This window comes from Janthinobacterium sp. GL_088, from assembly GCF_057837845.1.
In genome coordinates this window covers 2574523-2594284 of record NZ_CM174453.1, presented here as the reverse complement: position 1 = coordinate 2594284, position 19762 = coordinate 2574523, and the positions used below count along the sequence as shown (strand labels likewise).

Here is a 19762-nt window from a genome sequence, read left to right as displayed (position 1 = left end):
CCGCAAACCCGCAGATTGGAACAAGGCGAGATCATGAGCAATCTGGATTCTGCCTATGGCTTGAAGGTGTGGCGTTTTCTGAAGGCATAAAGAAACAACCCGGTGAGAGGAGAAAAGATGAGTGCAGCACACAGTTTTCTTGGCAATGACGATATCGAAGGATTTGCTTCCGATCTCAAGGAGTGGCCGAATTCATCTTATGGAAATGACCAGATCACACATAATGTCAGCCCTTTCGTCAGCTTTTATTTTCTCTACGACAGCAAGCATCATCTTGATACATCATTACTGATGGTGGATATACATGAGAAATTTGAGCGCCTGACGGGAAATCCCTATCTTATTGGCACGCATCCCGATTCGGAACGTCCTCACCCTTACGGCTCAAAGCGTTTGCCAGATCTGCGTGAATTTGCCCGAAAAACAAAAAAAGAAGACTATTTCGCCTTCAATTTTACAGATCAAAAAAATCATATTTCCTCTCCTGCGACGGCAGGATACTTTTGGAAAGTTCGGGATTATATGAACGACAACGCGGTGCCATCAAACAGAACCTATTCATCGATTCAATTTTACTATCGTTGGTCATGGTGGCTAGAGAATAAAGACGCCTGGAGAAAATTTGTCCTTCAAACGGCTGAAATCCTTGATGCTGCGCAGGTATACAGCGGCTTTGCCATGGCGACGCCGTTGGCGTATGGCTCCCGTTCGGAAGTCTCTGTTTGGGAACGCTCCCTGACATCCCATTTCTACGGGCTTGATATCGATGACTTTCTCGGCATGCACGGTGAATTGGCGATAGGTATCCGCCCCCCCACGTGGGGCTTTCTGCTGTCGGACACCTGGCGCGAGAAACTGGATATCACCCGCAACCAGGTCAAGCTCAGCCTCAATCATCCGAACATCAAAATAGAAGAACTCAGCACGGGGCTGTGGATTGAATTAGGCGACGAACCGTCGCTTTACCCGGTCGAAGACGGTATCCCGGCGCTGCCCGTATTACTAAACAAATTACTCAAACCGATACGCCATGATCATATGGGCCTGCTAAGTGGCGCCCAATGGGACGGCGATCCCAACGAACGCTTCAACGATGCCGACTCGCTGCGCTGGATGCGGCGCTTCGACGCCGACAGCGACTGGCCCAGCGCCGAACTGCGTCAGCGCCAAAATAACGGCGGCCCGGATGTCGCCACGTCAGCGCAGGAGCCTTTGGAATTGCGCGCCTACGCCGGCGAGGCCTGCCCGCAGGCTGGACAGTGGCAAGCGCTGGACATTCCCCCGCAAATCCGGCGATTTGAACAAGGCGAGATCATGAGCAATCTGGATTCTGCCTATGGCTTGACGGTATGGCGTTTTATATTTTCTTAAGAACGTAAAGGCATGTGGCATTACGATTCCAGCACGTGCGCACCTTCTTTGATACGAATACAATTTACGCAAGAAAAGAGGTTTATAGGCATGGAAGATTTACCATTTCACCAGCGCCGCCGCCAGCAATTCCTTCACGAGGAGCTCTACAGGGAGACAAGAAAAAATCAACTCGCGATAATAGATGTTGAACTCGAAAATAAAAGAATAACCGACTCAATGCAGGGAAATGCTTCCGTCCATCATTTTTTGTATTTAGAAGAATTCTGGGTCTGGATGCTCGACTACACCGCTGGCGAGCCGATCGAGGCACTGGCGCCCCGCATCGCGGGTATCGTAGATAAATTTGAAGAATGGAACGAGGTGGATCAACTCTATCAGCAGGAAGCGGCGATTGAACTCCCAGAGTACGGGCCATACGAATACGAGGGAGCGCCACAGTTTTCCATCCTTTCCGATTATGAAGACACGCTTCAACTGCTCAGCATCGCCATCCTGCTACGCGATCAGTGTTCGGTGCGACGCATCATCCACGTACTGCGCAGCCACCGTGGCCACGATGGGCTGTTCGAGCAATTGATTGGCGCATATGTCGAGGACAGTCGAGACCTGGACACCTGCATTATCAGCAAACCCTACGACACGCTGCTGCAAGTATTCCATGAGGAAGATGAGAAAGCTAGCTTGATCCTGCTTCAAAAATACCTGAAGCAGTGGTATCCGGCCTTGAAAAATCATCCGCGCTGGTACGATGAGCATCTCAACATCAACGAGGAAGGCTATGCCGCGTATTACGGTTACTGGGCCTTTGAAGCGGGTGCGACCGTCTTTATACTCGACCTGGACGACAGCCAGATCGACCATCTGGTCTACCCCAAAGACCTGGTCGATTATGCGCGCCAGCTACGGAAAGAGAGCCGCCACACCAGCGTGGAGATGAAACCATCGGCCAAACGAGAGCGCGGCGAATAAAATGAAAAATCCACCATTCGATGATCGCCGCCGCCAACAATTTCTTTGTCGGCCGTTATATGAAAAAACCCTGGGGAATTCACGTGCGCTGCTACAAGTTCAGCTAAGAAACAAGGAATTAGCTGAATGCGCTGGAGACACCGGTTTGGCTTGCTATTTCCTATATCTGGAAAATTTATGGATCTGGATGCTGGATTACACCGCTGGCGTGCCAATCGAGGAACTTGCGCCACGGCTGTCCGATATCGTGGACAGGTTTTCGGAATGGAACGAAGCCGATCAACATCAACAAAAGAAAATGTTGTCGCAATACCCCGAGTATGGCCCATACAAATACAGGGCGGCGCCAAATTTCGGCGACCTTTCCGATTATGAAGATACGCTGCAATTACTAAGTGTCGCCATATTACTGCGCGATCAGCGCTCGGTCATGCGCATCATCCGCATATTTCGCAGTCATCGAGGACAGGACGGCCTGTTCGAACAGCTGATTGGCGCGTATGTGGACGATGAAATGACCCTCGATACCTGCATACTGGGCCAGCCATACGACACTTTGTTGCAGACGGTATATGAAAACGACGAGTATGCGGCACAAACGCTCATCAAAAAGTATTTGACGCAGTGGTACCCTGCCATGAAGGATCATCCACGCTGGTACAACGGCCATCTGCGCATTAGCGACGAAGGCTACGCTCCCTATTACGGTTACTGGGCATTTGAAGCGGGTGCAATGGCCTTTGTGTTTGACCTCGATGACAGCGGTATCGATCATTTCGCCTACCCGACAGATCTCGTTGCGTATGGGCGTGCACTGCGCGAGGAAAACCGTTATACCAGCAGAGATATGAATGCGTCGGGCGAGGTCGGACATGTCGAAAGCAAACAGCCCTGCCATGACACGGATTTCCGGGAGTAAACATGCAGACTCTGGACGAACACACTTTTTTAGCCAGGCGCAGGGAACCGCTGCTGTCCTACGCGATTTATCTTGAAAGCAAAGACAGCCAGGACGAGTGCTTCGACATGGTGGAGGCAGGCTTGCAACAGCCTGCTGAAGTACTGCAAAATATCCCGCCAGAAAACTTCATGACGGCCACGCGCCAGCGGGCGTGGGATGGCATCGACCTGCTCAGCCTGGCTTACAGCGCCGGCCATACGACAGCCGATCTGCGCGCGCTGTACCCCACGATACTCGAATACTGGGAAGAGTTTGCCAACTATGACAGGGCCTTTGACGTGCAGGCCAGCGCCGCGGAACAGGGATTTCCCCACTTCGCCCTGCCCGGTGACGGCTACGAGCAGGTCAACCGGATGATCTGCCTTGGCATTCTCCTGGGTTGGGGCAATTTGCTGCCCCGCCTGGCGCCTGTCATCGATTTCAACAACCATGAAAAAGATGGGCTGGTCGAACGCCTGCTGGCCTCTTCCGTCGATGGCAGGGACACCGCATGGCCAACATGCACGCGCCGCCAACCCTATTTCAAGACGCTCAAGATATTTGCGGCAGAAAAACAAGAGCGTCCGGCATTGATGCGGGACTACCTGGCAAAATGGTATGACGCCAGCCGCCGCGAACCCTACCATGACAGCCACGCGCGCGACACGTCATTTTCAGGCTACTGGTCATGGGAAGCGGCAGCCATTACCTGCCTGCTCGATATCGACGACAGCAGCTATCGCGATGCCGCATTCTATCCCGCCGACCTGGTGGCATTCCAGCGTCAGCCACCCTCCATGCGATTGGATCCAGCATGAGCAACAAACCCGCCGTGATGGCAGCCTGTCTCATTTTCGCCATGCCCGCGCTTGCGCACGCCGCCGACGGCCCCTTCCCAGGGATTTACTCCGTCATCGATCCCGTCACGGGCATGACACAGGATGTGCTGAAAATCAAACCCTTCATCGATGGCGAATTCAACGTCTTTCCCCGTTTCGCGGGCGAACGGGCATGGGCCGGCGTGCTCTCCGCCAAGGTCATGGGCGCCAGGGACGACTACCTGGCGGAAGCATTATTCCCTCAGGACGGCAAGGTGCGCGCCCTGGCGATAGAGGACATCGGCTACCTCTACTACACGCCCGGCGGAAGTTATTCGCGCGACGGCCGCTCGGATACCGGCTACCTGAGCCATATCTTTGCCATCGGCATCAAATCCATGCAGCGCCGTCCGCTGCTAGCAGGCCATGCCGAACGGAGCGAGCGCGGCCAGCATGACTACCGGCCCGGGGCCGATGAGGCAAAGATAGCGGTCAGCACCTTGAACTACAGCGCCCGCTCCATCCAGGTCGGCGTCAGCGATGCCGGCAATCCTGCCAACGCCGTCGATACCGATCCCCTGAACCCTTACATGAGCAGCGCCGCCAATTGCTGTTTCTACCTGCCGGCCACGCCGCACAAACCGGTGCAGGTCAACATCGAATACCGCTGGCTGCCGGACGGCAAGCCGGAAACGGGCACCTTGCCGCTGCCGGCCGGCACCGCCACCGAGGAACTGCTGGTCATCGTGCAAGCCGATGGCAAGCTGGCGCTGGAATTTCGCGCCCCGCACGCGTCGCTGTCGATGTCGGCCGATGGCAGTGTCGAGGCTGGCAATGGCAGGCTGTATCCGGCCCTGCCCGCCGCCGAGCGCAAGGCCGTGCTGGCCGCGGAACTGGCGCGTCAAAAAAATTCGCTACAAGACATCACCAGAAAGCTGGAGAAAATGCCCGCGACGACACCGTTGCAGCTCACGCAGCAGGTGGCAGAACAGGTCGCAGAGCGGCAGAGCGCCGTGACCTATCTGGAAGCGTTTTCCGCATGCAAAGCGGCCGTACGCGAGTGCGACAAGCAAGCCAGGGCGGCGGTCCGCGCCAGATAGCGGCCAAGCCCGTTTCTGCTAGGCTATCGCCGTATTGCCACCTGCCGACGCTTCTTTCGGCACCAGCATCGCCTCTTTTACGCCGCCCCATTCCGGTTTTGAACCCTCATATCGCCAGTAAAGATATTTCTTGCCTCGTTTCCCCATGAAGTACTGCCGGTTTCGGGACCAGCGACTGGCTTCAACAAAGCCGATACTGGCGTCAGTCATCTGATTCTTGAATCCCGCAACAGAATCATGCACATAACGATCGAAGAATTTGTCAAATAAAGTCCGCTCCGCAACCGACATCGACTTTCGGAGCTTGCCTTTCCAGGCATCGTAGATCGCGTCTTCCAGCGGTTCCGTGGCACTACGAAAAAAGCCTGTTTTCTTTTCTGCGATATTCTGCACGTCGCGTTCCCATTCGCTGTCCGTCGTGGTCATGTATTTATCCGGCGTGGCATACATGACGGACTGCCCCTTTGCGATGATGGCTTCGCGTTCTTTGCGCGCCGCGCGCTGGCGTTCCGTGCGCCCCCAGCGCCAATGATAGTAATTGTTCATGTGGCTGATGACTTGTTTCTCGAGCCGCTTGTCTGCGCTGACGTGCTTCATGTAGGTGTCGAAGCATCCCTGCAATTCGCTGCTGATGTTAAACAGCGAGCCATAATCCTGAAGAACCTCTTCGGGAGACTTGAACGGCACCCCCGCCGCATATGCCGACAGATACATATTGCACAGCGGAATGCGCGACAACTCGTTTGAGCGTCCTTCCTGATTCATGTCGTCATAACCGCCGCCCACGTCGGAGTGTGCCCCGGGATAAAGGGTTTCCCGGCAGTTTGAGTCAGTGGCCTGATCGATTCGAATAGAATCGGATGGAAATTTCTCCCGCACTTCATGCGCTGCGACATAATGTTCGCAGAAGCGCACGTATGGTGGAATACGCAGATCGGCGGCCCATTCCGCATGGCCGCCCTCGTCTGCCAGATACATCACGCCCCCCCACACAGGTCCCAGGTAATATTTGAGATCAGACTCAAGACGACTGCCGCCAAATCCCACCGAGGCCACGGTATCAAAAATGCCGAGGAAGTAAATCACCAGACGCGGCTGAATAAATCCGCCACTTTTTGTCCAGATCAGCCCATCTCCTTGCTGATAACATTGTCCTGCCAACTGACGCACAAAGGCCCGCGCCTGGGCTGCCCCCCGACTGAAGCCAAACACTGCAACATTGATTTGATTTACATGCGGCATGTGTTTGTCCACCCGCATCTTGAACTCCTTCAGCATCCAGCTGATCCGAGCCTGCCCTTTTGCAGCAGATGCCATGCCGAGCGCCCCATCGATTCCATCACCACTATCCTGAATCTCTGGAAACGGCGTGCCGACCCCTGGCGCATATATCGCGTAGGTCTTGTTCTTTTCATCTTCGGCCGTATGCGCAAATTTTCCCAATTTCGCAATATTGCTGTACTTTACATTCGACGCAGCCAGCGAGCCATTGCCATCTTTTTTGAAATTATTTCCAGTCCCGTCAAAAAAACAACTGATCCAGACGGGCTTTCGGCAATCCGATTCCTTCGCACATTTCTCCAGTTCCTTGCGATAAATTCCTCGCGCAAGCCTTTCACTCTTCGTGACGTCGCTAAGCCGGCGTATCGTTGGATTGCTCATGGTCTATTCCCTGTGCGGTGTCCGCGGTATGCCATAAAAAGGATTCTCGATTTCCTGCCTGCAGAACTGGCCTTGGGGAAGGCGCGCGGCATGCCGTTTTACCTGCTCGGCAGCAAGCGGTGCCTGCGTCTTGAATGTGCCCAGATGTGCCTGAACCGTACCATCGGCAAGAAAGTGCAAAACCACGGTGGTTGGGCGATCAGGCCCTTTGGCGGGCAGGATGTCCACAGTGGCCTGACACCAGCGGCTTCCAGGAGAACTCATCCGGGAAGTGCGTTCGTCATAGTCGACACCCGATTTTCCATCGTGGTAGGCCGTATCGAAAACCACGCTCCAGACCACGCGCACGCGCAGCGGTTTATCCACAGGACTATCCCAGATGAAACAGCAATTTCCACTGCTGAAACTGACTTTTTCACCATTGTCCATCTCCGCCTCGCTTGCGTCGCGAAAAAAAATGGAACCGCCGCTGGGCGCTTCATCAACATTGAATGGCAGTGAAATGCCCTTGAATGCGATCGAATAAATATCGTACGGCGTGTAGTTATATGACGTGGTAGTGAAGGTTTTCTCGCTTAATTCCTGTTGCAAGCGTTCTTCCTTCGCCCTGGAATCGCAAGCGGTCAAAATAAATAGGCACAACACGATGGAGGTCAGTTTTTTCATGTCGGGATCGCATTCATATTGGAAGCGGAAACTTCTTCGAGCACAGCCCATTGCCCAGGAGTCCAGGCCAGGATCCGGTCACTGAAGGACTGCGGCGTTCCTTCGGCCTGCAAAGCGATGGCGGCGAGTGGGGCCAGATGAAAATCGGCACCTAACATGAGCGACAACATGCAGTAACTTTTCAAGTCTGTGGGCGAACTTAATCCATATGCCTGCGCCCTGCCCAGTTGTTCAAAAAAAAAGTCGTAGCGCTGGTCCGGAGGCAAACCATCGAGCGCCTGCGGATCATCGCTCTCCATTTGCTTCATCAGCATGTACGGCGATGCTCTATTCATCAGTTCGAGATATTGATGTTGTGTCAAAAGCATGCATTCACTGCCAGGCGGGGCAGGCGCCTCATTTTCCTCGCCAGGTACAATTTGTGGCACCCCACGCACGTCCTTGTACAACCAGCCTGTGATGCCTGCGAGTGCAGTCTTGCGCTGCGCCGTTTCCAGCACGTCCAGCCAGTGCGGCAGGATAAGCGGATCGTAGTAGCGCATGATCCACTCGGTACCGTCATCGTGCACCACCTCTGTCAACCAGGTCAGCCGTTCTAACAATTGCTGCAGGGGCTGGCCAGAAACAATCAGCGACATAAAATGGGCGCTGCCGGCAGTGCACAGCAATTTGGCGAGCAAGGGACATTTCTCGCGCTGCATATGCTGCAACAATATCGGCCCAGCGTACAGGGCGTCCGGCTCAGCCAATTCACCCAAGAGGGAATACAACTCAACGCTGTGATCGCCAGGCAAGCGGATACGGGCCACACCATCCAACTTGGCACCATCAATCAAGCTGTAGAGGGACTCCCCCTTGTCGAGAGCAGGACTATCTAGCAGCGCAAGCAACTGCAAACCACACGCGGGGGCCCCGCCATCGTTTTCGCGCATGATCATTCCCCCTTCGCGGCAAAGGGCGAGCCGCTCCTGGCCGCATTTAACAGACATTCCTTGCAAATACTGCGAGGCATTACCGGCAGTGGATAGCTTGCACGGGATGGCCCGTCAAAACTCTTCTTGCCGGCATGCACCGTGATCTTGCCCGGGCACTGCACGGTGATATTGCCGCCCTCGATCGTGATATTCGCGCCGCCCGCCGTCGACAGGCGGATGCTCTTGGCCGCCGCCCAGTCGATGTGCGCGGCGGCGCTGACGATATTGACTTCCTCGCGCGCCTGCACGTTGAGCACGTCGGCCTGCGCCTGCAGGTCGATGGCCTGTTTGGCGGCGATCAGCTGCAGGCCGATATTGTTCTCGCCCGCCTTGACGACGCCAGCCAGCGCGCCGATGGCCTGGCCGCTGTGCACGCGCAACTGGCCGCCGCCGACGAACTGGGTGTCCTGGCCGCTCATCAGGGAGGTGGTTTCGCCATTGACCAGCTGGATATCCTGGCCTGCCAGCACGCCCAGGCCGGCACGGGCGGCGATGGCGATGATGGCGTCGCTGCTGTGCGGCAGCTTGTCGTCGCCGGGACTGGTCGGCTTGCCCGCCGCGTCGCGCCTGGCGGCGGCCGTATTTTCCTGGCTCAGCATGCCGGAAACGCTGGTCAGGAACGCCGGCAAGGGCGCCGCCTTTTCGTCGAGCACGCTGGCATTCGCCTTGGCCGGGCCCAGGTGGCTGGCATACGCGACCGTCTTGTGCGTGACGGCGGCGGCGCTGAAGGTTGCACCCAGCTTGGCTGCCTGCTTGAGCAAGACCATGCCCGGTGCATTGTCGCCGGCCGGATCGCGCGCCTGCGCGTCATGGTTGACGAGGTAGCTGGAAATGAGCAGGCCGGCACCGGCCCGCACGGCGCCGTAAGCGTCCGTGCGCAGCTCGGCGCCCGTGCCGCGCAGGCTGCCCCGGTAATTATCGGCCGCATGGATCAGGTGGCCAAGATTGAGTTCGCTTGCCGCATGGCTGCTCTTGAGCTGGATGCGCCCTTGCTGGTCGGTATCGTCGAACAGCAACTGGTTATAGCCAGAGCCGGAGCCGGCGGCGCCGAATTCCTTGCTGCGGATGCCCCATTGCGCCGCGCCGTTGCGGTGACCGGCGCTGCCGCCAGCCGCGCCATGCCAGAGCGGACTGTTGCCGCCGGCCACGTTGCCCTGCGCCGATGGCGCATGGTCGCGCGCCGGCTCGAAGACGCTGGCGTCCGCGGGCTTGTCCGTGATGCCGCCCGGCGTGGGCGCGACGCCGCCCTCGCCTTGCCCGTTGTACAGGGCGCCGACGATGATGGGCCGGTCGATATCGTTTTCCAGGAATTGCACCAGCACTTCCTGGCCGATGCGCGGCAGGAACTGGCTGCCCATGCCGCCGCCGGCCGAGCGCTGCGCCACCCGCACCCAGCAGGTGGCGCTGCCGTCAAGTTGCCAGTGGAAACGGATGCGCACCCGGCCCAGCTTGTCGCAATGGATTTCGCTGCCGCCGCTGGCGCCGGTGCCGCCGTCGGCGCCGACGACGATGGCGCTCTGGCTGCCGCAGGCCGTCGGTTTCGGGTGGTGGCGCGCGTCGCCGCCGTCATGCACAGGGCGCCATGGCGTATCGGCCGCGATCGCTTCAATATGGTTGGCATACCCGCTCTCGGCCGCCTGCGCGACCACTTGCTGGAAATGCGCGATATCGCGCGGCGCCAGCGCCTGGCCAGCCAGGCTTTCCTGCAGCAATTCGGGAATGGGGCCGAACAGTTCAGCCAAGCCCTGCCTGGCGGGCGCCGGCAGATTATTCACGCCCACGCTGCACACGCGCAGCACCACCAGCGCCGGCGCCTCGGCGCCGTCCTGCTGCAGCGGTCCCTGCGTCAGGGTAAAGCGCGTGCCGGCACGCAAGGTGCGCACGGTCGAACGCGCCTGCCAGCGCTCGCCGCGCGCTTCGATCGCCTGCATCTGCAGCAAGGCATAGCGTTCGGCCTGGGCCGCACTGGCATAAAAATACTGGCCGGGCGTGTCATAGCTTTCCAGCGCGGGCGCGCTTTTCCCGCCCGGTGCCAGCCGCGTCGGCACGCTGGCGCTGACGGCTTTCTTGGCCTTGTAATCGTAGCTGAGCACGGTTGCCACCGCCGTGCGCAAGCCGTGTGCCCGGCACAGCGCCTGGATGGAATCGGCCTGTTCCATGGCCCGCGCGCCCTGAAAACGGATGCCGCCGCCTTGCGCGCTGCTGGGATCTTCCGGCACCGCGCTCAGGGCGCTGCTGTCGGCGAACAGCACCAGGCAATGGCCTCCCTCGTGTTCTTCGAAACGCCAGGCCAGGCCTTCTTCGCCCAGCAGGCGCGTGACGAAGGCCAGGTCCGACTCGCGGTACTGGCAGCAATAGCTGCGCGGCTGCGCCTCGGCCATGAACGGCCCCGTATCGCCGCTCCAGCGCCAGTCGGCTTGCGGCGCGTAGGCCTGGAACACGCTGTCGACGATCTCGATCACGCTCTTGTCTTGCCAGACGCGGCTGTTGCGTACCTGGCTCAACAGCCATAACCACGGCGTCAGGCGCAGCCGGAAACGGGCCAGTCCGCCGTTACTGCCCAGCATGGCGGCAGCGCTGATATAGCCGCTGAAGACAGCGCGGCTGCCATCGGCCAGGCTGGCATGCAACGCGGCCGGCTTGCCCAGCAACGGCGCCAGCGCCACATTCGCCTGCGTGGACAGCACGATGATGTCGCGCGCGCCCACGGTCTGCAACTGTTCGTCGGCGACAAACGCTTCCACCAGCCACTGCGCCGTCCCGCCTTCGCCGCCGTCCAGCGACAGTTCATACAGCCGCGTCACGCTGCTGAAACCAGCCAGGGAAGCGTTGACCTGATCGGCGCTGGCGGCACTCATTTTCCATCTTTCGCGGCGGCTTGTCCGGCCTTGCATTGCGCGTTGTCGGCATGGCCCTGGCAGGCGCGCGCGCGGCACGCCACGGCCGCGTCGCGCTTGAGCGCCGCGCATTGCTGCAACTGGGCCCGCAGGCCGGACGCGGTTTTCTTCGGCGCCGGCGCGGCCTGCGCGTGGGCCAGCAGGGCCGACAGCAGGGCGATATCGCTGTCTTCCGCGCGGCGCACGGGCGTGGCAGCAGGCCCTTTCGCCGCTGGCTTTTTGGCTGCCGGACGGGGCGCCTTGGCCACCGGTTTCGCTGCAGCCGGTGGCGGCGACGGCGTTTCCAGCGCCTTGCTCAGCACATCGTCGGGATGCGCGGCACGCGCGTTCCGGGCAGCGGCAGTGGCGGTTGTGGCGGTCGCGCCTGCATCGAGCATCTCGCTCAGGCTCTGCTGCGGTGCGGCTGCGCCGGGCGGCGCCTCGTCATGGATGCTGGCAACGGCCGGCGGCGCCGCCACGACGGCGGGTACGGCGGTGGCGACGGGCAGGGAAAGCGGCGCAGCGTCGTCGCCAGCCCGTTCTCCGCGCTGGCCCAGCCAGACGCCGGCGGCCAATAACAGCAGCAGCGCGGCCACCGCGCCCATGCCCCCGCGCAGCGCCAGGCTGCCACGCCGGGCCTTGGCGGACGAGCCGGTACTGCCACCCTCGAGCGTGGTCAGGATGCGGTTACGGTCGGCCTCCGCCTGCTGTGCCTGGGTCAACAGGCTGGGCCGGGCCGGGAGCCGGGGGCTATCGTCATGAGTTCGCAAAATGTGCGCTCCTGTAATATTTGCAAGACTTTACGCTATTCAACAAAATCATGACGCGTGCCATAAAATCAACAGTGCGCACCCCCCCGCACAATTGAAAAAAGCCCCCCTTAATTATCAGTTTTGTAAGATATACTTCTAGGCAATATCCATCGCTTTCCTGTTTTCTGTGATGGACAGCACCGTTTCCCGCAGCCAAACATTTATTGATTGAGGTTAGCGTGTTCCTACTCGCGGTAGCGCTGTATTTCATCCTGGCATGCCTGATCAGCTGGCTGATCCTGTTCCCGGCCGGGCGCGATTTCGTGCTGCACGCCGTCGACGGCGCGGAGCAGCGCCTGGCGGCCTGCCTGCAGCGCGTGACCAGGCGCCGGCAGTCGGGCATGGCCAGCCTGGCACAGCGATGCGCCACGCTGTGGACCCGCACTGCCGAGCTGCTGCGCCGTCATTACCTGCTGTGTCTCGCGGGCGTGGCCGCGATCAGCCTGCCGACCCTGCTGGCCCTGATGGCCGACAGCAAATCCATGCTGGGCGCCTACGATGTGTCGACGCGGGAAATGAATACGCAGGTGGCAAGCCTGTTGCAGGGTGAGCAGCTGGTGCCGCCCGTCGACCTGCCGCCGCTGGTGTTTGCCACCGAAGAAGTGCGCCAGGAGCGCCCGCTGCTGGTATCGGCCAGCCGCAACTGGACCTTGCTGAATGTGGAGTACGCCCAGCGCTTGCTGCTGGTCTTCAAGATCATGAAGGAAAAACACGGCTACGAGATGGCGCTGCTGGAAGGCTACCGCAGCCCCGAGCGGCAAGACATGTTGGCCGGCATGGGCCCCAACGTCAGCAACGCGGCCGCCTTTCAAAGCTGGCACCAGTACGGCCTGGCGGCCGACTGCGCCTTCCTGCGCAATGGCAAGCTGGTCATTTCCGAGAAGGATCCGTGGGCCATGCGCGGCTACCAGCTGTATGGCGAAGTGGCCGAATCGGTCGGCATGACCTGGGGCGGACGCTGGAAGATGATGGATTTCGGACATACCGAACTGCGCCTGCCCGGCGTAATGAAAAAACACTGAAGGGAGCGCGTATGGCGGGTCCGGTAATCAGATTAGGCGACAAGACATCGCATGGCGGCACCGTGCTGGAAGCATCGGCGGTGAGCGACAGCGGCGGCATCGGCATGGCGCGGGTCGGCGACAAGGTTGCCTGTCCCCTGCCCGGTCATGGCGTGTGCCCCATCGTCAGCGGCGACCCCGGCTTCATCGTCGATGGCAAGCCCGTGGCGCGCCACGGCGACAAGACCAGCTGTGGGGCGCTGCTGATCGCCAGCCAGCAAGCTACCATCGACCAGGCATGACGGCCCTGCCCATACGCGGAGGAGCCCGCTGATGCGCCCCTGGTTGCGACGCTGCCTGTTGAGCGTGTCCGTCTTTGCGCTGAGCTGGACGGGCGCCATCGCCTACTGGCGCGACAGCACGCGCATGCCGACGCCGGGCGAACTGGCCGCCGCCATGCTGGCACTGCCGCTGGCCCTGCTATTGCTGCTGTGGCTGGGTAAAAAAGTGCTGGCCAGGCTGCTGGCCGGGCCAGCCCTGGCGGCGCCGGGCCTTGCCGCCCCCCTCCAGGCCGAGGCGGCGACACCTCCCGCGGCGCCGGTGCCGCTGCATATCGTGGCGGCCAGCCTGCGCATGCCGGGCGGCGCCACGCCGTCAGAATTGCTGGCCGCCATGCGCTCACGCCAAAGCCGTCCCGCGCTCGACAGCCAGCTGCTCGATGAAGATGGCTATCCCCTGCTGTGTGCCAGGGTGGACGGCATCGACGAAGAGCTGCAGCAGCAATTGCTGGCCGCCTGGCTGCGCGAGCATCCGCAGGCCGACCTGGCGAGCGAACCGTTTCCCTTCAATCCGGAAGACTTGCGCGCGTTGGCCCTGGGCGCCGTGGTGCTGGCCGAACTGGTGGACGAAGCCCTGCAGCATGCGCTGTCCGCAGGCGCACCGGCCTCGCCGGCCAGCGCGCTGCCCATGCTGCGGCTGCACCTGCTGATGCCGGCCTCGTGGAGCGCCGCCCAGCACCAGGCCGGCGACGCCTGGCTGCGCCAACTGACGCGCGAGCAGGGCTGGCCAGCGCAGCAGTTGCTGCCGCCCACCGAACCGGCCACCCGGCAACTGGCGCCGTTTGTCCTCTTGAACCAGCTTGCCGGGCACGCGGCGGCGCCGCAGCCGCCCTGCCTGTCCATCGTGCTGGCCTGCGATTCGCACCTGGGCGAGCTGCGCGTGCATATCCTGGCGAGCCAGGGCCAGCTGTTCAGCGCCAGCCAGGCGCACGGACAGATTCCCGGCGAAGGCGCGGCCGGCCTGCTGCTGGCCATCCCTGGCGCAACGGCACCACCGGACGAGCCGGCGCCAGTCCTGCTGCACCGCGCCGCCACGGGCGAACTGCCGCAAGGCGCCAGCCAGCGGGGAGCAGCCGACAAGAACATGCTGGCGGACCTGGGCAGGCAGGCGCTGACGGCGGCAGGCGACGAGGCGACGGCCGGCATCGCGCTGGTCAGTGCCGATACCGACCAGCGCGCCAACCGCATGCTAGAACTGATGCAATGCGCCGCTGCCCTCCTGCCCCAGCTGGACCTGGGCGAGCAGGTGCTGGGCGTCGGCGCCGCATGCGGCCAGTGCGGCGCCGTCACGACGCTGGCCGCATTGGCCATGGCGCGGCAGGCGGCGGCCGACGACGGCGCGCACGTCTTATGTCTCAGCAACCTTGATCCACTCCAGCGCGGCGCCCTCGTCATTGGTCCCCCCGCAAAAAGCAGTCACAGCACCACCTGATACAGCGACGCCCCATTCACGCACCTTAACGGTTTGCACACTATAAAACTATGATGCAACGATTCTGGCACTTCCTGACTTCACGCACCAGCCTGCTCATCCTCGGCATCGCGGCCGCCATCCTGCTGCTGTTCGCCTGCGCCGTCATTTTCGACTGGCCGGCCATCCGGCTGCTGCCCTTCCTGACCGCGGCGGCGCTGCTGGGCGCCATCGTGTGGTGGCTGCGCCGCCGCCGGCGCCGGCGCGAGGGCGCCAGCTTCAACAGCATGCTGGAGCAGCAGGCGGCCGGCGCCGCGTCCAAGGCCGGTCCGGTGCAGCGCGAGGAAACCGAAGCCATCCGCAAGCGCATGCTGGAAGCGATCAATACCATCAAGACGTCGCGGCTGGGACAATTGTCGGGCGATGCCGCGCTATATGAATTGCCGTGGTACATGATCATCGGCAATCCCGCCGCCGGCAAGAGCACGGCGATCGCCAATTCCGGCCTGCAGTTTCCTTTTGTCGACAGCAAGATCGTGCAAGGCATGGGCGGCACCCGCAACTGCGACTGGTTTTTCACCACCGACGGCATCCTGCTCGACACGGCCGGTCGCTACGCCATCAACGATGAAGACCGCGCCGAATGGTTCGGTTTCCTCAACCTGCTGAAAAAGCACCGCAAGCGCGCGCCGATCAACGGCATCATCATCGCCGTCAGCATTGCCGAGCTGACCGGCAGCAAGCCTGAATTCGCCATCGAACTGGCCAAGAACCTGCGCCAGCGCGTGCAGGAACTGACGGAGAAGCTGGAAGTCCATGCGCCCGTGTACGTGGTATTCACCAAGGCCGACCTGATCACCGGCTTCAGCGAATTTTTCCAGGATGCCGAGCGCGCCGAACGCGACAAGGTCTGGGGCGCCACCCTGCCCTACAGCGTCAACAGCTCGAAGCAGGACGTGCTGGAGCAGTTCGACCAGCGCTTCGACGAGCTGTACGATGGCCTGAAGGACCTCAGCCTGGCCAATATGTCGCTGCTGGGACGCGAGCGCATGCCGCCCGGCGTGTTCACCTTCCCGCTGGAATTCAGCTCCGTGAAGGGGCCGCTGCGCGCCTTCATCGCCACCCTGTTCGAGGAAAACCCGTTCCAGTTCAAGCCCGTCTTCCGCGGTTTCTATTTCACCAGCGCGCTGCAGGAAGGCGCTTCCGTCTCCGCCTCGTCGGAACGGGTGGCGCAGCGCTTCGACCTCAAGCCGCAGCAGCAGGAACACAAGGCGGTGCAGGTCCAGGACCAGCATGGCTACTTCCTGCTGAACCTGTTCCGCAAGGTGATCTTTGCCGACCGGGAACTGGTGGCGCAATACGCCAGCCCGCGCAAGACGCGCTTGCGCTATGCCACGTTTTTCACCGCCATCGCGCTGGCCGGCCTGGCGCTGGGCGGCTGGAGCTGGTCCTACCTGGCCAACCGCCAGCTGGCGGCCAACGTCCAGGCCGACCTGGAGCAAGCCATCAAGGTGCAGGACCAGCGCCTGGATTTGCAGTCGCGCTTCCAGGCCCTGGAAATCATGCAGGACCGCATCGAGCAGCTGGAAGCGTACCGCAGCAAGCGGCCGCTGGCGCTCAGCCTGGGCCTGTACCAGGGCGACTTGCTGGAGCGCAAACTGCGCGAAGAGTATTTTTCCGGCCTCAAGGAAGTCATGCTCGCGCCGGTGGCGCAATCGCTGGAGTCGTTCCTCGCGGAAGTAAACGCGGGCGCCGACCGGCTGCAGCCGCTGACGGCCGTGTCAACCGGCACGACGGCCGCCACCACAGCCAATCCGCCAGCCAGTACGCCAGTCACTGCGGCAAACCAGCCCTTCAAGGATGCCGCGCCGACGAATGTGGAGGATGCCTACAATGCCCTGAAAACCTACTTGATGCTGGGCGACAAGTCGCGCGCCGAGGCCAGCCACCTGAACGACCAGCTGACCCGCTACTGGCGCGGTTGGCTCGACGCCAATCGGGGTAACATGCCGCGCGAACAGATGATCCGCAGCGCCGAGCGCCTGATCTCGTTTTACCTGACGCAGATCGACGACCCGTCCTGGCCGCAGATCGAGAACAAGCTGGCCCTGGCCGACCAGTCGCGCGACAGCCTGCGCCGCGTGGTGCGCGGCATGCCGGCGCGCGACCGCGTGTATGCGGACGTGAAGGCGCGCGCCGCCACGCGCTTCCCGTCGATGACGGTGGCGCGCATCGTTGGCGAGCAGGACAAGGAACTGGTGCTGGGCAGCTACGCCATCCCCGGCACTTTCACGCGCGACGCGTGGGAAAAATACATCCAGCAGGCGTTCCAGGAAGCGGCCAACCGCGAATTGCAAAGCGCCGACTGGGTGCTCAAGACGGCGTCGAAGGATGACCTGACCCTGGAAGGCAGCCCGGAACAGATCCAGAAGGCGCTGGTGGAACTGTACAAGACCGATTACGCCAGGGAGTGGCAGAAATTCATCCAGGGCGTCAGCATCCGCGAATTGAACGGTTTCGACAACGCGGCGCAGGCGATGAACCGCCTCGGCGATCCGCAAGCGTCGCCCCTCAACAAGCTGATCGAGACGGTGTACCAGGAAACCTCGTGGGACAACCCTTCGCTGCTGGGCCAGGGCTTGCAGCGCGCCCAGCGCGGGGCGATGGACTGGTTCCGCGAAACGGTGCTGCGCCAGAAGCCCGCCGCCACGGCGGTGGGCCAGGTCGGCGGCGCCATGCCGATGGGGCCCGTCGGCCGCGAATTTTCCGGCGTGGCGCGCCTGGTGGTGGCACGCGACAAGGAAGCCTCGCCCATGCGCGGCTACCTCGCGGCCCTGTCGAAGCTGCGCGTGCGCCTCAACCAGATCAAGAACCAGGGCGACACGGGACCCGGCGCCAAGCAGCTGATGCAGCAGACGCTCGATGGCAGCGGCTCGGAGCTGGCCGACGCGCTCAAGTACGTGGACGAGCAGATGCTGACCGGCATGAGCGACCAGCAAAAGCAGGCCATCCGCCCGCTGCTGGTGCGCCCGCTGATGCAGACGTTCGCCGTCATCGTCAAGCCCACCGAGACGGAGATCAACAAGGTCTGGCTGGCGCAGGTGCTCGAACCGTTCCAGAAAACCCTGGCGCCGAAATATCCGTTCGCGCCCGACTCGCGCATCGAGGCAAGCAATGCCGACATCGGCCAGGTATTCGGTCCGGAAGGCGCCATCGCCAAGTTCTTCAACACCACCATCGGCCCGCTGGTCGTGCGGCGCGGCGACGCCATCAGCGCCAGGACCTGGGCCGCGATGGGCATCACCCTGGCGCCGCCGGTGGTGGCCAGCCTGCCCGGCTGGGTCGCCCCGCTCAGCGCCAACGGCGTGGCCACGGCGGCCGGCGCCGCCGAAGCGCAGACGCGCTTCGACCTGCAGGCACTGAATGCGCCCGGCGCCACCGAATATACGATCGAGATCGATGGCCAGGCGCTGCGCTGGCGCGGCCAGCCGCAGCCCTGGGTGCACATGGTCTGGCCCAACCCGCAGGGCGTGCCCGGCTCGCGCATCAGCGCCATCACGCCGGAAGGGCGCACCGTGGTGCTGCTGAACGAACCGGGGCATTTCGGCCTGAAGAAGATGATCGACTCGGCCAGGCGCACGCGCAAGGAGGGCGGCGTATTCGAACTGAGTTGGGAGAACAGCGGCGTCACCGTGACGGCCAACCTGAAGATCGTGGCCGCGCCCGCGCCGGCCGCCACCTCCGTCGGCAACCAGGGTTTCCGTGGTCTGAAACTGCCGGAATCGGTCGCCATCGGCGCGCCGGAAACGGCCACCGCCATCGCCGGGAACACGCCATGAGCCGCCCTACCGTTACCCAGATCGGCTATTTCGGCAAGATCCCCAGCCGCGGCGACTTCATCAAGCACGGCGACAACCCGGCCCTGCTGAAGATGCTCGATGACTGGCTGGCCAACGCCATGGAACTGATGACGGCCGATGCGCGCTGGAAGCTCACCTACGATGCGCTGCCGCCGCTGCATTTCGCCTTCATCGGCCCGCGTCGCGGCCGCGCCATCGCCGGGCATATCGCCGCCAGCAGCGATGCCTCGTCGCGCCGCTTTCCCTTCCTGATGATGGGCGCCATGGACGTGGCGCAGCCGGCCGGCTTCGTGCCGACCAGTCCGCTGGTGCTGTCGCGCCTGTGGAACCGCCTCGATGCCCTGAGCACCGAGATGTGCGGTGCAGCGGCCGGCGCCGCGCTGCCGGCCGCCGCCGCGGGCGCCAGCATCGAACTGGACTTGCGCGGCAGCGCCTACGATGCCGCCTTCGACGATTTCCTCGCCTTGCAGACGGTGGGCGCGCTCGACGCCCTGCTGGCGCCCACGGGTTTTGGCGGCTCCGTGCGCCAGGTGCTGCTGGCCCTGGGCATGCTGCTGCAGCCCGTCATGGCCAGCAGCTCCAGCCGGCTGGAAAAAAGCCTGGAATTGCCGCTGCCGGCCGACCCGCTGTACCGCAACCTGGTGGCGGCCTTCTGGATGCACCTGATCGCCCCGTTCCTGGCGCGCGCCGACTTCGAACTGGCGCTGTTCATCACCCGCATCCGCGGCCGCCATGCGCTGGTGCTGGGCTTTTGCGGCGCCTCGGCGCAGACCCTGCACGCCATCATGGAACCGCAGGCGGCGCTGGAACACCACATCGCCTTCGACGACCTGGCCTGGGTCGAGGAACACGCCAACAGCGACTACGCCATCAAGAAAGCCTCGAGCTACCTTGCGCAGGCCAACCTGTCACTCAAATCGGCGCACGACACGTTTCGTGCCGCCTTCATCGGGACCTGATC

15 protein-coding genes are annotated in these 19762 nt (G+C 61.9%); 10 read left to right on the top strand and 5 right to left on the bottom strand.

The annotated features are described in order from the left end of the window. Positions 1 to 117 precede the first annotated feature (117 nt). The 5 genes from AC3IQ7_RS11850 (at position 118) to AC3IQ7_RS11830 (ending at position 5201) form a co-directional block, all read left to right on the top strand. On the top strand, positions 118 to 1371 hold the full coding sequence (locus AC3IQ7_RS11850) for a type VI immunity family protein (protein ID WP_489209701.1): 1254 nt from the start codon (positions 118 to 120) through the stop codon (positions 1369 to 1371). 90 nt (positions 1372 to 1461) lie between these two features. Further along, on the top strand, positions 1462 to 2343 hold the full coding sequence (locus AC3IQ7_RS11845) for a PoNe immunity protein domain-containing protein (protein WP_489209699.1): 882 nt from the start codon (positions 1462 to 1464) through the stop codon (positions 2341 to 2343). A 1-nt stretch (position 2344) separates the two neighbouring features. After that, the gene (locus AC3IQ7_RS11840) at positions 2345 to 3262 is read left to right on the top strand and encodes a PoNe immunity protein domain-containing protein (protein WP_489209697.1); all 918 of its coding nucleotides are present in this window, start codon (positions 2345 to 2347) and stop codon (positions 3260 to 3262) included. Positions 3263 to 3264: 2 nt separating this feature from the next. Further along, entirely contained in the window at positions 3265 to 4101 is an 837-nt protein-coding gene (locus AC3IQ7_RS11835; RefSeq protein ID WP_489209695.1) for a PoNe immunity protein domain-containing protein, read from the top strand. Continuing rightward, positions 4098 to 5201 carry a hypothetical protein gene (locus AC3IQ7_RS11830; RefSeq protein WP_489209693.1) on the top strand — a complete coding sequence of 368 codons (1104 nt, stop codon included), beginning with the start codon at positions 4098 to 4100 and terminating at the stop codon, positions 5199 to 5201. Before AC3IQ7_RS11835 ends, AC3IQ7_RS11830 begins: the two co-directional genes overlap by 4 nt. An 18-nt stretch (positions 5202 to 5219) precedes the next feature. On the opposite strand, the gene AC3IQ7_RS11825 is transcribed toward AC3IQ7_RS11830, so the two are convergent. Genes AC3IQ7_RS11825 through AC3IQ7_RS11805 form a run of 5 tightly spaced genes read right to left on the bottom strand, consistent with a single transcriptional unit; the run spans position 5220 to position 12101 of the window. Next, positions 5220 to 6863, bottom strand: a complete 1644-nt coding sequence (locus AC3IQ7_RS11825; protein ID WP_489209691.1) for a T6SS phospholipase effector Tle1-like catalytic domain-containing protein — start codon at positions 6861 to 6863, stop codon at positions 5220 to 5222. Positions 6864 to 6866: 3 nt separating this feature from the next. Further along, complete coding sequence (locus tag AC3IQ7_RS11820) at positions 6867 to 7529, bottom strand: hypothetical protein (protein WP_489209689.1); 663 nt, start codon at positions 7527 to 7529, stop codon at positions 6867 to 6869. Further along, entirely contained in the window at positions 7526 to 8461 is a 936-nt protein-coding gene (locus AC3IQ7_RS11815; RefSeq protein ID WP_489209688.1) for a DUF4123 domain-containing protein, read from the bottom strand. Before AC3IQ7_RS11815 ends, AC3IQ7_RS11820 begins: the two co-directional genes overlap by 4 nt. Before the next feature lie 2 nt (positions 8462 to 8463). Continuing rightward, complete coding sequence (locus tag AC3IQ7_RS11810) at positions 8464 to 11361, bottom strand: type VI secretion system Vgr family protein (RefSeq protein WP_489209686.1); 2898 nt, start codon at positions 11359 to 11361, stop codon at positions 8464 to 8466. Next, complete coding sequence (locus AC3IQ7_RS11805) at positions 11358 to 12101, bottom strand: hypothetical protein (protein WP_489209684.1); 744 nt, start codon at positions 12099 to 12101, stop codon at positions 11358 to 11360. The genes AC3IQ7_RS11810 and AC3IQ7_RS11805 overlap by 4 nt, the downstream gene beginning before the upstream one ends. A 269-nt stretch (positions 12102 to 12370) precedes the next feature. On the opposite strand from AC3IQ7_RS11805, the gene AC3IQ7_RS11800 reads away from it, so the two are divergent. Genes AC3IQ7_RS11800 through tagF form a run of 5 tightly spaced genes read left to right on the top strand, consistent with a single transcriptional unit; the run spans position 12371 to position 19760 of the window. Next, positions 12371 to 13213: a M15 family metallopeptidase gene (locus AC3IQ7_RS11800; protein ID WP_489209682.1), complete on the top strand. Its 843-nt coding sequence runs from the start codon at positions 12371 to 12373 to the stop codon at positions 13211 to 13213. An 11-nt stretch (positions 13214 to 13224) separates the two neighbouring features. Then, positions 13225 to 13494: a PAAR domain-containing protein gene (locus AC3IQ7_RS11795; protein ID WP_099380627.1), complete on the top strand. Its 270-nt coding sequence runs from the start codon at positions 13225 to 13227 to the stop codon at positions 13492 to 13494. Between the two features lie 31 nt (positions 13495 to 13525). Continuing rightward, positions 13526 to 14962, top strand: a complete 1437-nt coding sequence (locus tag AC3IQ7_RS11790) for a hypothetical protein (protein ID WP_489209680.1) — start codon at positions 13526 to 13528, stop codon at positions 14960 to 14962. 53 nt (positions 14963 to 15015) lie between these two features. After that, positions 15016 to 18780 carry a type VI secretion system membrane subunit TssM gene (tssM, locus tag AC3IQ7_RS11785; protein ID WP_489210433.1) on the top strand — a complete coding sequence of 1255 codons (3765 nt, stop codon included), beginning with the start codon at positions 15016 to 15018 and terminating at the stop codon, positions 18778 to 18780. Then, complete coding sequence (gene tagF / locus AC3IQ7_RS11780) at positions 18777 to 19760, top strand: type VI secretion system-associated protein TagF (RefSeq protein ID WP_099380629.1); 984 nt, start codon at positions 18777 to 18779, stop codon at positions 19758 to 19760. The genes tssM and tagF overlap by 4 nt, the downstream gene beginning before the upstream one ends. Positions 19761 to 19762 lie beyond the last annotated feature (2 nt).